14 protein-coding genes are annotated in these 12,688 nt (G+C 63.2%); 6 read left to right on the forward strand and 8 right to left on the reverse strand.

The window, feature by feature from the left end:
• The gene (locus R6U53_RS08285) at positions 1-741 is read right to left on the reverse strand and encodes a proteasome assembly chaperone family protein (RefSeq protein ID WP_410321886.1); all 741 of its coding nucleotides are present in this window, start codon (positions 739-741) and stop codon (positions 1-3) included.
• 128 nt (positions 742-869) lie between these two features.
• On the opposite strand from R6U53_RS08285, the gene R6U53_RS08290 reads away from it, so the two are divergent.
• Both R6U53_RS08290 and R6U53_RS08295 read left to right on the forward strand, forming a co-directional pair.
• On the forward strand, positions 870-1,781 hold the full coding sequence (locus R6U53_RS08290) for an RsmB/NOP family class I SAM-dependent RNA methyltransferase (RefSeq protein WP_410321887.1): 912 nt from the start codon (positions 870-872) through the stop codon (positions 1,779-1,781).
• Entirely contained in the window at positions 1,778-2,299 is a 522-nt protein-coding gene (locus tag R6U53_RS08295; protein WP_410321888.1) for a hypothetical protein, read from the forward strand. The genes R6U53_RS08290 and R6U53_RS08295 overlap by 4 nt, the downstream gene beginning before the upstream one ends.
• Here R6U53_RS08295 and R6U53_RS08300 read toward each other — a convergent pair.
• Complete coding sequence (locus tag R6U53_RS08300; protein WP_410321889.1) at positions 2,296-3,798, reverse strand: DUF790 family protein; 1,503 nt, start codon at positions 3,796-3,798, stop codon at positions 2,296-2,298. The two genes, R6U53_RS08295 and R6U53_RS08300, sit on opposite strands and share 4 nt — an antisense overlap.
• A gap of 101 nt (positions 3,799-3,899) precedes the next feature.
• Here R6U53_RS08300 and R6U53_RS08305 point away from each other — a divergent pair, with 101 nt between their 5' ends.
• Entirely contained in the window at positions 3,900-4,247 is a 348-nt protein-coding gene (locus R6U53_RS08305) for a hypothetical protein (RefSeq protein ID WP_410321890.1), read from the forward strand.
• Positions 4,248-4,259: 12 nt separating this feature from the next.
• Here R6U53_RS08305 and nth read toward each other — a convergent pair whose 3' ends face one another.
• Together nth and R6U53_RS08315 are read right to left on the reverse strand one after the other, a co-directional pair.
• Positions 4,260-5,072, reverse strand: a complete 813-nt coding sequence (nth, locus tag R6U53_RS08310) for an endonuclease III domain-containing protein (protein WP_410321891.1) — start codon at positions 5,070-5,072, stop codon at positions 4,260-4,262.
• 75 nt (positions 5,073-5,147) lie between these two features.
• Positions 5,148-5,567: a DUF371 domain-containing protein gene (locus R6U53_RS08315; protein ID WP_410321892.1), complete on the reverse strand. Its 420-nt coding sequence runs from the start codon at positions 5,565-5,567 to the stop codon at positions 5,148-5,150.
• Between the two features lie 276 nt (positions 5,568-5,843).
• Between R6U53_RS08315 and R6U53_RS08320 the strand changes: the two genes are divergently transcribed.
• On the forward strand, positions 5,844-6,734 hold the full coding sequence (locus tag R6U53_RS08320; RefSeq protein ID WP_410321893.1) for a coiled-coil protein: 891 nt from the start codon (positions 5,844-5,846) through the stop codon (positions 6,732-6,734).
• A gap of 91 nt (positions 6,735-6,825) precedes the next feature.
• Complete coding sequence (locus R6U53_RS08325; protein ID WP_410321894.1) at positions 6,826-7,674, forward strand: succinylglutamate desuccinylase/aspartoacylase family protein; 849 nt, start codon at positions 6,826-6,828, stop codon at positions 7,672-7,674.
• A 6-nt stretch (positions 7,675-7,680) separates the two neighbouring features.
• Here the strand turns inward: R6U53_RS08325 and R6U53_RS08330 are convergent, their stop codons facing one another.
• From R6U53_RS08330 to R6U53_RS08340, 3 genes are read right to left on the reverse strand one after another with little or no spacing between them, the layout of a single operon-like run.
• Positions 7,681-8,127, reverse strand: coding sequence for a UPF0179 family protein (locus tag R6U53_RS08330; RefSeq protein ID WP_410321895.1), 447 nt, complete (start codon positions 8,125-8,127; stop codon positions 7,681-7,683).
• A gap of 58 nt (positions 8,128-8,185) precedes the next feature.
• A complete protein-coding gene (locus R6U53_RS08335; protein WP_410321896.1) occupies positions 8,186-8,638 on the reverse strand; it encodes a Zn-ribbon domain-containing OB-fold protein in 453 nt (150 codons plus the stop codon).
• Positions 8,635-9,804 carry a thiolase C-terminal domain-containing protein gene (locus R6U53_RS08340; protein ID WP_410321897.1) on the reverse strand — a complete coding sequence of 390 codons (1,170 nt, stop codon included), beginning with the start codon at positions 9,802-9,804 and terminating at the stop codon, positions 8,635-8,637. Before R6U53_RS08340 ends, R6U53_RS08335 begins: the two co-directional genes overlap by 4 nt.
• 111 nt (positions 9,805-9,915) lie before the next feature.
• On the opposite strand from R6U53_RS08340, the gene R6U53_RS08345 reads away from it, so the two are divergent.
• Positions 9,916-11,529 carry a long-chain-fatty-acid--CoA ligase gene (locus R6U53_RS08345; protein WP_410321898.1) on the forward strand — a complete coding sequence of 538 codons (1,614 nt, stop codon included), beginning with the start codon at positions 9,916-9,918 and terminating at the stop codon, positions 11,527-11,529.
• 16 nt (positions 11,530-11,545) lie between these two features.
• On the opposite strand, the gene R6U53_RS08350 is transcribed toward R6U53_RS08345, so the two are convergent.
• Complete coding sequence (locus R6U53_RS08350; RefSeq protein WP_410321899.1) at positions 11,546-12,658, reverse strand: acyltransferase; 1,113 nt, start codon at positions 12,656-12,658, stop codon at positions 11,546-11,548.
• Between the last annotated feature and the right edge of the window lie 30 nt (positions 12,659-12,688).

Below are 12,688 nucleotides of genomic sequence, written 5' to 3' on the forward strand. Positions count from 1 at the left end.
CTACTGGAAGCCGCGGATCGGCTGGGCCTGCGTGCTCTCGTCTTGGTCCATGTCCTGGAGGCGCTTTGCGAGTTGCTCTCTGGCCTCCTGTATCTCGCCGGCCTGTTCGACCAGCCGGTCGGTGCTCACGTCGATTTCTGCGATCGGCCCGATCCCGTGTTCGAGGACGACGCGCGCCGCTTCCGGATCGGGGAACCGCGGATCCGTTTGGGCGATGAGACCGACCGAGTCGAGCCCCGTCTCGACGGCCCGGTGTAACAACGCTCCCGTCGGTCCCGAGACCAATCCGCCGTCACTCGGCGGTGTTATGTTAACGCCGTCTAGCACGGTCGCGCCGGCTCCAGTCGCGACGCCGTACAGTTTCGGAACGTCGTCTTTCTCCTCGGCCAGTCCGCTGAGATACAGCGGAAACGCGTCGTTCGTGTCGATCCAGCCGGTGACACAGCTCGCGAACTCGGAGGCCTGCTTGGGTGATACGGGCACGTCGCTTTGAAGTACGACGAGGTCGTGTTCCTCGTTGGCGTACAGACGCACCGGCGGTCGGAGGGCTCGTGACTCCCCTTCGTAGACGGCGACGCGCGGAAGCCCCTCACAGAGCAACGCGCCGTAGTATTCCATCTCGAACTCGGTGACGAGGTGATCGGCGGCGATCTTTCCAACGAGACCCGCACCGGGAAGCCCTTCGATGAGCGTCGGCGAGTCGAGGTCGATGCCCTCGTCGATGATCTGAACGCGTGCCATACGCCGACCGACGCAATCGAGCATCATAATAGTGAGCCGTCTGGGTTGTGCATCCGCCGAATCGCCGGGGACACGCGATCAGCAACCGACACCGACACCGACAAACCACCCCCGGGCCGACTGTGCGCATGGAGCCGCTTTCGCGATACGACCCGATCGTCGGCGACCCGTCGGCGTTTCACGCCGCGTGTGAGCGTCCGCTGCCGTCGGTCGTCCGGGTCAACGAGATCAAATCGACGGCCGACCGAGTACGGCGGGCGTTCGATGAAGCTGGCGTCGAATACGTCCCCGTCGATTGGCACGACGGGCTCTTCCGGCTCGGCGGCGGGGAATCGCCCGGGAACTCCTGGCCGTTCGTTCACGGCTGGGTGTACGGCCAAGAGGAGGTCTCGGCGGTCCCCGCGATCGCGCTCGACCCTACTCCCAGCGAGCGAGTGCTGGACTGTTGTGCCGCGCCGGGAAGCAAGACCACGCAACTCGCCGCGCGCATGGACGACCGCGGCACGCTCGTCGGCAACGACAACAACCTCGGACGCCTGTCCGCGTTGCGGTCGAACGCCGAACGCTGCGGCGTGACGAACCTCGTCGTGACCAGACAGGACGCGAGAAATTTCTCGTTGAAGCCGTTCAGCGGGGAGCAGTTCGACCGTACGCTCGTCGACGTCCCCTGCTCGTGTGAGGGGACGATCCGAAAGAACCCCGACGCGGTCGACAACTGGTCGATGGATCACATCGAGGGGATCGCGGGCGTCCAGAAGGGGATTCTCGAACGGTCGATCGAGATCACCCAGCCGGGCGGCACCGTCGTCTATTCGACATGTACGTTCGCCCCCGAGGAGAACGAGGCAGTGCTCCAATACGCGCTCGATCGAGCCGACTGTCGTCTCGTCGAGTACGACCTCCCGCTCGAACACGTTCCGGGGCTCCTCGAGTGGGACGGCGAGACGTTCGCCGACTCGATGCGCAAGGCCAAACGGATCTACCCACACCACAACGACACTGGCGGGTTCTTCTGTGCAAAACTGGAGGTGGGCGAATGAGCGGAGACACCGGAGGGGACGAAAACGTCGGGCAGCGATTCGATCGATTGCCCGGAACGGCGGCCGACCGAGAGGTCGAGGGGCGAGCAACCCGCGAGGAGGTCGTCGGCTGGTGGGTCGAGCGTTTCGATCTCGATCCAGAACGGTTCGAGCGATATACGTTCTGGGAGAAGGGCTCGGGAAAGATCTGGGCCTTCGCGGGGGAGGTTGACTCACCGGCCGAGGTCGAGGGGCTCGGAATGACGTTCCTTCGGACCAGACAGGAGCACTGGAAACCGACTACCGACGCCGTCCAACGATTCGGTCGCGGGACGACGAAGAACGTGATCGCCCTCGACGACGAGGAGGCGAAGGCGTTCCTTCGTGGTGAGGATATCGACCCCGAGTGGGACGGCGATTGGGGTTATCTCATCGCAGCTCACGAGATTGCAGGGGGGGTCGAACCGATCGGCGTCGGGCTGTACCTCTACGATGAGCTTCGATCGCAGATGCCGAAGGGTCGCCAACGCGACCTCTAATCCCGCTCAACGATCGTCCCACCGCTGAGGCCCTCCCACTCGACGCGGTACCCGAGGCGGGCGAGAAACGCGCTCGTCTCCTCGATACCGTAGTCATCCAGTATCGTCTCGACGTCGTCGAGATGCGTTCCGGTTTCGAGTTCGTCGGCGAGTTCGTCCAACAGGGCCGGCCTGACCAGCGTTCGACCGACGAGTTCGTGTTCCGGAAACTCGACCGCCTCGATTGCGCGCTCGGGGACGTCGTGCGCCTCGGAGAGCGACGCGAGCGTCACGACGTCGGCGTCCGGTACCACGCTCTCGGGGAGCGCAGCGGCGCTTTCGGCCCGTAGCTCCGACTCGTAGGGGCGGAGCGCGTCCCGAACGTCCGCGACGCTAACCGTTCCCGTATAGGGGATCGCTCGATGGCCGAGCGCTTCGATCTCTTCGCCGACGCCGAGCGAATCGTCGTACGCGACGACGAAGGCGACGTCCTCGAGCTCCTCGAACCGTGAGAGCTTCTTCTCGACGTACTCGGGCGTCCAAAAGCCCATGATCTCGAAGAAGACTCGGAACTCACCGTAGCGCCACTCGAAGGCGAAATCGGGGATCACCGCGTACTCGCCGGATTCGAGCATGGAGGGCTCCCGGAGGAGCCCCCAATCGAGATCTAACGCGTCGAAGCGGGCGTAGAAATCGGACTCGACGCCGCTATCGAAACTCGGCTCGACGACCGGCTCGGCCGTCGGGTGTCGGAGATCGTCCGAATCGAGCCGCAGGATTCGCTCCGTCCCGCGATCGTCGATCGTGGCCTCCAGCCGCCACTCGGCGGCTTTCGTCACGGTCCGAAGCAGCCGAGCGAACCGCGTCCCGTAGCGTCTCGACCGACGAAAGAGGGCGTCAGGCCCGGTGACGATCACGGCCCGTCCACGGTCGGCTCGTCGGATCTCGTACATCAGCCGGAGGCGTTTCACCGCCGAGACGAGCGCCTTCGGCTCCGAGGTTTCGATTCGGACCGACACCGCGTCGAAGAGCGCCGTCTGTGCGAGCGAGAGATCGTACTGCTCGCGGAGCGACTCGGGATCGTAGTCGGTCTCGATCGCGTCGAGAACCGATTCGATCTCCCGATCCGAAAAGAGCGACGCGTCGATGTGCTCCGCCGTCTCACCGAGACGGTCGGCCGCCACAGCGAGCGCCCGTGCCCTGTCGTCCCCGGTCACGACGCCGACCGATTCCGCGGCTTCGAAGGCGGCTTTTCTGGCCCGACGCGGCGGAATGGGCGCATCGACCCCGAATTGCGCGTCCCGTTCGAGCAGCTTCGCGAATCCACGAACGAGCTTGAAATCGTCGACATCGCGCTCGAGACCGGCGAGTGCGCCGTCGAGTTCGCGTTTCGGCTCCCCCACGTGACCTTGATAGACGCCAAGGACCCGTGCGGCGAGGGCCTCGTCCGACGGATCGGTGAAGCGAGGCTGGTATCCCCCACCGCCCCTCGAAACGCGGAGCAGGTCCTTCGTAAGCATACGCACGTTCGGTCGGCGGCGGACAAAAACACCGTGGGACGACGACCGCGACCGCCTGGGTCGTCCGTGGTTTGATATCCGGGACGGTCCGAACGTCGGACATGGAATCTATCCCACTTTCCCTCCAGGCGACCGGCGACTGGATCGGGTACCCGGAGTCCGTACTGCTGTTCGCCGTTCTCGCGCTTGCGGGGGTCGGGACCGGGATCCTTCTGGTGCTTGCACTCGTCGCATACACCCGTCGTCGGACCCGAACGTACGCGCTCGTCACGCTCGCCATCGGGACGCTGTTTTTTCGATCGATCGTCGGGCTGGGGACCGTCTCCGGGGTCGTTCCGATGTCCGTTCATCACCTGATCGCCCACGCGATCGACTTCGTGATCGCCGGACTGATACTCTATGCGGCCTACGGGAGCGGTCCGAGCGGCTCCACCACGAGTTTCGATTAATTCACCTCGCGGTCACCGGCTCGAGCGGGGTGCCTCGGCGGGGTCGATAACCGCACCCGTCTCCGGATAGACGCCGACCTGCTCGCATCGATCCGCCAGCGGACAGGCCTCTGGGTCCTCGAGACACGCCGGTTTACGCGCTGAGCAGTACTCGCGACCGAACTGGATCATAGCCGTATGACCGAAGCCACACTTCGCCGCTGGAACGGCGGATTCGAGCGCTTCGCGCACGCCCTCGTGGTCGGTGTCGGCGCGTGCGAGGCCCATCCTGCGCGCGATGCGGTGAACATGCGTGTCGACGGGGAAGACCCCGCCGCGCCCACCCGCAAACAGGAGCACGCAGTCGGCGGTTTTCGGTCCGACACCGTTCATGTCGAGGAGCGTCTTCCGGACCGTCTTCGGCGACTCCTCGCGGACGAACCGATCGAACGCCTCGGTACTCCCGTACTCGTCCAGAACCAGGTCAGCGATCGCGATGATTCGTTCGGACTTTTGATTGTACAGCCCGGCCGAGGAGATCGTCTCCGCGAGTTCGGGTTGGACGGCTCCCGCAAGCGTCCCAGCGAGGTCGCCCCCACCGCCGTAGCGATCCATCAAGGCGTCGTGGGCCGGTTGGCTCGCCACGTCAGAGGTGTTCTGACTGAGGATGGTCCGAACGAGACATTCGAAGCCGTCCCGGCCCCCGTAGCTTTTCTGCCAGTACATCTCGCCGAGCCGGTCGACGACCGCTTCTGCTCGGGTCCCCGAACCCGAGGGATCGAACCGGGCGAAGTCACCCCCGCCCGATTCGCCTCCGGAGATGTTCTCGGCCGGTTCGTCGTCCATACGAGTCGTTGTATCCGCTGGGAAAAAAGCACTCCGTAACGCAACGACACCGCTGTCGATCCGCTGAAGGCGGTCCTACTCGGCGTCGACTTCGAGAACACACTCCAGTTCCGAACCTGCTTCGAGTTCCTCGATGATATCGCGGTCGATGTCCGCGGCGGCGGTGTCCGCGCCGACCATTACAGTTCTGTCGTCGACGTAGTCGCTGGTCCGGACGACCATACTCCGATCGTTCTCGAAGCTCAGACCGGGGTGGCCCGATCCTACGATCACCTGCTCGCGGTCGCCGACGCGGAGTCTGGCGGTGATCGTCGCGTCGTGGGATCGACACGCCGAAACGAACGCGTCGTCGAGCGCCGCGGGCGTCCCATCGGCTTCGATACCGAGAATGCAGTCGCCGGCGGGTGTCAGCCAGTCGTCGCTCGTCAACTCGAAGGTGCTCGCGTGTTCGGCGCTGACGTGTTCGTGGCCGCTCGCGCGAATGCGTTGTCTCACGTGCTTCCGAAGGAGCCTGTTATTTATATACTCGTCCAACTGATGTGCCAATGCATAACGCAGGGCACTCCCCTCGTGGTGGCCGTTTACACGGGGTTCGGTCTGCAAAAAATTTAAATACGGCTATATCGTAAGTTTACCTACCAGAACGCGTCCGGCGTTCGGCAGCATCGTCAGCCGACCAGAATGACAGGGAACTTTCCTCACACGGTGACCGATTTTTCAGCAGCGGTTGCTGTCCGCGGCCGGAGCGGTAATGGAGTAACGTGAACAACCATGGCAGAGTCAATCGATAAATCCGACAACGTAGAACTGACAGACGACGACCTCGAAAACAAATCCAAGGGCCAACTCATAAAGAAAGCCGGCCAGCTTCGTGACCGACGAAACGAGCTGAACCAGATGGCCTCCGAGCGCGCCTCCAAACGGGACGAATTCAACGCGAAGACTCGCGAGAAGGTCGACGAGGCCCAAGAGCACCGCGAGAACCGCGACGAGCTCAACGAGCAGGTCCAAGAGCACAAAGAAAAACGCAACGAGCTCAACGCGAAGGCCAACGAACTCTTCGACGAGGTCGACGGTCTCAAGGACGACCTCGAGCTGAACGAGGGCAAAAGCGTCGACCAGCTCAAAGAGGAGATCGAGGATCTGGAGTTCAAACAGCAGACCGAGGTGCTCTCCAGCGAGGACGAGCGCGAACTGATCGAGAAGATCGAGGCGAAACGCGAGAAACTCTCCGATAGAAAGGAGAAACTCGACCAGGGCGGGGATCTCGAAGAGATCAAATCAGAGGCTCAGGAGGTCCGCGCGGAAGCGTCAACTCACCATCAGAAAGTCACCGAACTGGCCGACAAGGCCCAAGAACACCACAACAAGATGATCGAGGCCTACCGCGAGGCCGACGACATCCGCGACGAGGCCGACGAGTGGCACGAGAAGTTCGTCGAGGCCCAAGAGGCCGCCGACCGTCACCACGAGGACTTCGTCCGCGTGCAAAAACGTCTGCGCGAGCTCGACAAGGAAGAGGAAGCCGAGCGCAAGGACGAGCGCGCCGAGAAGCGCGAGGCCGCAAAGGAGGAAGCAGAGGAGATCTATCAGAAGTTCAAGGAAGGCGAAACCCTCGACACGGAGGATCTGATGAAGCTGCAGAAGGCCGGCAAGCTGTAACCGTTTCGGACACACTTCTTTCGGTTTTACCCTCCTCGAGCCCGACGCAAAGCGGGGGGTTCATAGAGCCGGAGACGCTACGAGCGAACAGATGCGCGTTGAGACGCTGGGCGACGGCGAACCGGAATTCGCTATCGTTGGCGGGATTCACGGGGATGAACCCTGCGGTCGGGTCGCCGTGGAGTCTCTTATCGACGAGGACCCGGACGTTGAGCGACCGATCAAACTAATCCTCGCCAACGAACTGGCACTCGAACGCGACGTTCGGTACGTTGACGAGGATCTGAACCGTGCCTTCCCCGGATCGCCCGACGCCGATACGCACGAGGGGCGACTCGCTCACGAAGTGATCTCCGAGATCCGCGGCTGTGAGATCCTCTCGCTGCACTCGACGCAGTCACACGCGGCACCCTTCGCGCTCGTGGACGAACTCGACGGCCACGCGCGATCTATCTGTCCGTATCTCTCCGTCGAGGCGCTCGTCGAGACGGCCGATTACAGCGATGGACGGCTCATCTCCTACCAGAACGTCATCGAACTCGAGTGCGGCCTCCAACGATCGGCTGCCGCCGCCGAGAACGCGAAACAACTCGTTCGGGAGTTTCTCGTCGCAGTCGGAGCGCTCACCAACCGTTCGAAGCCACCGAGACACCACCCGCTCCCGGTTTTTCGGCTCGATCAACAGATTCCCAAACAGCGCGCCGACGAATACGAGGTCTTCGTCGAGAACTTCGAGCGAGTCGCAGCAGGCGACCGGTACGCCGCGATGGATGGCGAACCGCTGGTCGCAGAGTCCCCTTTTTATCCCATCTTGTTGTCGGCGTACGGGTATCGACACGTGTTCGGCTACGCTGGATCGCTCGTCGGGCGACTCGACGGCGAATCGTCGGCATACGGGGGAGGCGAGGCGTCAGCGCACGTCGAGAGCGGGACTCGCTGACGGCGATTACTCGCTCTCGGGAGCGAACTCGATCAGCGTCAATTCTCGATCTAGCATGCAGTGGTCGTGCGGTGGTTCGCCAACGACTTCCGCGATCTGATACTCGGTGTCGAAGTCGGCACCCGCCGGCTCACAGAGGTCGTGGCTCGGACACTCGGTGTAGGGACACGGCCCCTCGAGTTTGGCCTTGCTCCCCGCGTAGGCAGCGTTGGAGGCGACGTTCGCGAGTACCGAAGCCGGTTCGACCTCGACGGCAGTCACACCAGTCGCGTGGACGGCGCACTCGAGCGTCCCCGAATCGCGGGTTTCGGTCACTCGGTACCGCCGTCCTTCCGTCAGGTTGAGACACTGGTTCCGATACGGGCATCCCTCGCAGGCCGTCGATTCGCCACCGTATACGAACTCGGTCCCGGCCGACGCGAGATGCTCACCGAGCAGCGTGACCTTCGCCATACCTCTCATTTCGGTGGTGAGGTGTTAAGGTCGTCGCCGGGCGGTTGGGGTCGTGGCCTCACTCGATGCGCTCGAAGACGTGGATCGGCCATCCCGACTCGTGTTCCAACGCGAGCAAGCGTTCCCCCTCCGTCGGTGCCCTGACGCGCAGTTCGACCCGATCGCCGATCTCGACGACCTCGTAAGGGGATTCGACGCGCCCCGTGAGTCGACCGCCGGACTCGAGTTCGACGATCGCGATCGTGTACGGCGCGTCGTCTTCGAGCGCCGGCGGGGGCGTGTGAACCTCCGTGTAGGTGTATATATATCCGATTCGAGGCCGCGATTCCACGTCGATCGATCGGCTCCCACAATTGTAACAGGCCGGACGCGGGGGGAGCAACACCTCCCCACAGTCGGCACATATCCCGCCCAGCAGCTCCCCCTCGGCGAGCGCGTCGAAGAAGCCGGGAAGCGTGAGGGGGTTGTCGGCATCGAGTTCCGGTTGTCCCTCGTGGCTTTCACGGCTCATTGTACCCCCTCCGCCGAGAGGACGTGCGTAACGGTTACCGCATCGGCGACGCCGCCCTCGTTGAGGATCAGCGCGCGTTCGGCGTCCGGGACCGCGCGATCGCCCGCCGCTCCGGTCAACTGTTCGTAGGCTTCGATCGCCTGTAACACTCCCGTCGCACCGATGGGGTGGCCCCGAGCCTTGAGCCCGCCGCTCGTGCTGAGCTCGACGTCGGTCCAGCCGTCTGATCGTTCCCCCGTTGGGAGGTAGCTCTCGTAGCCTGCTCCCTTCGGTGCGAATCCGACCGCTTCCGCGAGAAGCGCCTCGCTAACGGTGAAGGCGTCGTGAACCTCCGCGATATCGATGTCCTCCGGTCCTACGCCGGCCTCCTCGTAGGCGGTCCCGGCGGCGACCGCCGCTCCCTCGATATCGGTCAGATCCCGCTCGGCCACGGCGATGTTGTTCGCCGCCGCGCCGGTTCCGTCGACGGTCACTGCCGGGACGCCGAGGTCGTCAGCGATGTCGGCGGTCGTCACGAGCACCGCCGCGGCCCCGTCGCCGACCGGGGCGCAGTCGTACAGCTTCATTGGCGGTGCGACCGGCGGCGATTCGAGTACAGTCCCGGTATCGATTTCCTGTTGGAACTGTGCTCGTGGATTCGCGGCCGCGTTTCGATGGTTCTTGACCGCGATCTCGGCGAGATCCTCCTCGGTCGCGTCCGTCTCGTGGAGGTATCGCTGTGCGAGAAGCGCGTACTGGCTCGGCGCGGTCACGCCCGATCGCTGCTCGATCGCCCGATCGAAGGCCGCCGAGAGCGCGTCGGTTGCGCCGCCGGTTCCGCCGGCGGTCATCTTTTCGACACCGCACGCGAGGACACCGTCGTGTTCACCGTTTCGAACGTCCTTCACGGCGTGCCTGAGAGCGAGCGCGCCGGCCGCAGCGCAGCCTTCGACGCGTTCGGCGGGGACCGTTCCGACGCCGGCCCATTCGGCCAACAGCGTCCCGTACATGATCTGGTGTTCGTAGCTTTCGGATTGGTTGCCGACGTAGACCGCTTCGACGAGTTCAGCCGGATCCGGCAGCCCGTCGAAAGCCTCCGCAAGCGCGATGGAGAATAGATCGCGCCCGGGGAGTTCACTCCGGCCGATTGGGGAGGTGCCAACGGCCGCGATTACTGGTTGTCTCATCGTGTCACGCGATACCGATCGCCCCCGTATAGTTCTTTGGCCGAGCCAGTCGGATATCCGCCAGCGCGTATCTACATGAATTATTACGACGGACTCCGAGGACTGCGATGTATGCGAAAACCACTACTGACGACGCAGTTTCTCGACCGTGCTCGTCGCGACTACGGCGACCACGAGGCTGTCGTGGCGACGACCGGCGAGCGCTTCACGTACGAGGAGGTCGGTGACCGCGCGGACCGGCTTTCGGCGGCGCTACAGGAACGCGGCATCGGAAAGGGCGACGCCGTCGCCGTCCTCGATCCGAACACCCACTACCACCTCGAATCTGCCTACGGCATCATGCAGTTGGGCGCGATACACACGCCGCTGAACTACCGGTTGTTGCCCGATGACTTCGAGTACATCCTGAACGACGCCGAGGTCAAGGCGATCATCGTCGACTACGAACTGGCCGAGAAGATCGAGGCCGTTCGGGACTCGGTCCCGACTGAAGTGTTCATCACGAACGACGTCGACGAAACCGAGGGTGAATGGGAGGACTTCGACACCGTCATCGACGACGCCGAGCCGACCTACGACGCCCCGGAGATGGACGAAGACGACGTAATCACGATCAATTACACCTCGGGGACGACCGGCGATCCGAAAGGCGTCATGCGGACCCACCGGACGGAAACGATCCACGCCTACCTCGTCGCGATCCATCAAGAGATTCGCGACGACGACGTCTATCTGTGGACGCTGCCGATGTTCCACGTCAACGGCTGGGGACATATCTACGCACTCACCGGGATGGGCGCGAAACAGGTCTGTACCCGCGGTATCGACGCCGAATGGATCTTCGACACCATCCAATCCGAGGACGTCTCGTATCTCTGTGCCGCGCCGACGGTGTTGAACATGCTTCTCGATTACTACGGGGATCACGACGTCGAGACGACCGGTGACGCCGACGTCCGGGTCGCGACGGCCGGCAGCGCCCCGCCGGAAGCGACTATCCGAACGGTCGAAGACGAGTTCGGCTGGTACCTCAAACACGTCTACGGGGCGACCGAGACGGGGCCGCTCATCACCACCTCGGACGCCCGTCGGTACTTCGAGGACGACTCGCCCGATCGGTTCGCGGTGAAAAAGACCCAGGGGATCGGCTATCTCGGCACCGAGATCCGTGTCGTCGACGAGGACGGTACCGACGTGCCCGAAGACGGCCAAACGATCGGCGAGATCGTGGTCCGCGGCAACCAGGTCATGGACCGCTATCTCGGTAAGCCCGAGGCGACCGAAGAAGCGTTCAACGATCGAGTCGATGGGTACTACCACATGGGAGACCTCGCGGCGGTCGACGAAAACGGGATGATCAGGATTCAGGATCGAAAGAAGGACATCATCATATCCGGCGGCGAGAACATCTCCTCGATCGAGCTCGAGGACACGCTTTTCGAACACCCCGAGGTATCGGAAGTGGCGATAATCCCCTCCCCCAGTGAGGAGTGGGGCGAGACGCCGAAGGCGTTCGTCGTTCCGACCAGCGGTGACCCGGAGGATCCGGGTATCTCCGAGGACGAACTCACCCAGTTCACCCGCGACCACCTCGCGGGCTACAAGGTCGTTCGCCGCATCGAGTTCGTCGCTGAGTTGCCGACCACGGCGACCGGGAAGATACAAAAGTACGAACTCAGAGAGCGCGAGTGGGAGGACGAAGACTCGATGGTCGGGCAGGGATAGTTCGCGGGACTACGTCTCAGTTCGATCGCTCCGCTCGAAGCCGCGGGAGCGACGGGAAGTGCGAGCCGCCGATCTCTATTACTCGAAGCCGGTGGGCCGCGAAATACACGGCGAGCGCGCCGAAGAACGTCGCAGGCGTGTACGCGAGGTGCCACGCGATCGCTCCCGCAAGCCCCGAATCGGCGATGCCGAGCGACCCCTTGAGGATCGCAAAGAGCTGTAACACCGGCGGGTGCGCGACGTAGATGCCCACCGCGTATTTTCCCCAGGACGGCAACGACGTTCCCGCCCCCAGATCGGGCCGCGAGAGGAGAAAGACGAACAGCGAGAGCGTGAACAACGCAGTGGTGATCGTGTACGTCGGTGAGTACACGCCGCGTGCGAAGCTATCGCCGGTGATGACGTACCCCAGCACGTATCGTTCGGCGAGATGTGCGATCCCGAGCAGGGCCGTCATCGCGAGATAGCGCTCGCTTCGGTCGCCGTTCGGTTGCCAGTCGTGAGTGCTGATGTAGTACCCGAGACTGGTATAGAAGAACCCGAAGAACAGGGCATCCCTGATCTCAAACGGCACGTCGACGAACATCGTGTAACTTGATCCCAAGAGGCCGACTATGTGGACACCGAGCGCCACTGGAAGTAGATATTCGACCCGGTCGAGTCTCACGAATAGATGGATGAACACGAGCGAGAACAGTAGCGCCGGTAGAAACCACAGGATCTCTGAGGCCGAGGTTCCGTAGTAGAGGAGGTCGATCGGCGAGAGGAACGCCGTCACGCGCTCGACGACGATCGCTGTGACGTCGGCTCCCGAGCTAAGCGCGAGTGCAGTATCCCCCCCGAGGAAGACCGGAAACGAGAGGACGATACCGAAGACGTAGAGCGACGAAATCGTCCTCACACGTCCTTTGAGATACGCCGTCGAATCCGTCCGGCGCGTCCCGACGGCGAAGAAGTATCCCGACGCGATGAAAAAGAACGGGACGGCGAACCGAGCTGTCGTCTCGACGACGAAGTTGAGCCCGTTGCCGTACATCCCGACGCTTTCGAAGGGGTTCGTGTGAATGATCACGACGAACACCATCGCGACGATCCGCATCGCATCGAGGCTGTGGATGCGCCGGTCCATTACCGGATCGATGGGCGCTTGGAGTATTTC

The organism is Natronomonas sp. (genome assembly GCF_046483325.1).
Taxonomy (GTDB): Archaea; Halobacteriota; Halobacteria; order Halobacteriales; family Haloarculaceae; genus Natronomonas.

What these genes read in the sequence shown, in the direction of transcription:
- R6U53_RS08285 (WP_410321886.1), bottom strand. Translation starts at nt 741, where the DNA reads ATGGCACGCGTTCAGATCATCGACGAGGGCATCGACCTCGACTCGCCG.
- R6U53_RS08290 (WP_410321887.1), top strand. Translation starts at nt 870, where the DNA reads ATGGAGCCGCTTTCGCGATACGACCCGATCGTCGGCGACCCGTCGGCG.
- R6U53_RS08295 (WP_410321888.1), top strand. Translation starts at nt 1,778, where the DNA reads ATGAGCGGAGACACCGGAGGGGACGAAAACGTCGGGCAGCGATTCGAT.
- R6U53_RS08300 (WP_410321889.1), bottom strand. Translation starts at nt 3,798, where the DNA reads ATGCTTACGAAGGACCTGCTCCGCGTTTCGAGGGGCGGTGGGGGATAC.
- R6U53_RS08305 (WP_410321890.1), top strand. Translation starts at nt 3,900, where the DNA reads ATGGAATCTATCCCACTTTCCCTCCAGGCGACCGGCGACTGGATCGGG.
- nth (WP_410321891.1), bottom strand. Translation starts at nt 5,072, where the DNA reads ATGGACGACGAACCGGCCGAGAACATCTCCGGAGGCGAATCGGGCGGG.
- R6U53_RS08320 (WP_410321893.1), top strand. Translation starts at nt 5,844, where the DNA reads ATGGCAGAGTCAATCGATAAATCCGACAACGTAGAACTGACAGACGAC.
- R6U53_RS08325 (WP_410321894.1), top strand. Translation starts at nt 6,826, where the DNA reads ATGCGCGTTGAGACGCTGGGCGACGGCGAACCGGAATTCGCTATCGTT.
- R6U53_RS08330 (WP_410321895.1), bottom strand. Translation starts at nt 8,127, where the DNA reads ATGGCGAAGGTCACGCTGCTCGGTGAGCATCTCGCGTCGGCCGGGACC.
- R6U53_RS08335 (WP_410321896.1), bottom strand. Translation starts at nt 8,638, where the DNA reads ATGAGCCGTGAAAGCCACGAGGGACAACCGGAACTCGATGCCGACAAC.
- R6U53_RS08340 (WP_410321897.1), bottom strand. Translation starts at nt 9,804, where the DNA reads ATGAGACAACCAGTAATCGCGGCCGTTGGCACCTCCCCAATCGGCCGG.
- R6U53_RS08345 (WP_410321898.1), top strand. Translation starts at nt 9,916, where the DNA reads ATGCGAAAACCACTACTGACGACGCAGTTTCTCGACCGTGCTCGTCGC.
- R6U53_RS08350 (WP_410321899.1), bottom strand. Translation starts at nt 12,658, where the DNA reads ATGGACCGGCGCATCCACAGCCTCGATGCGATGCGGATCGTCGCGATG.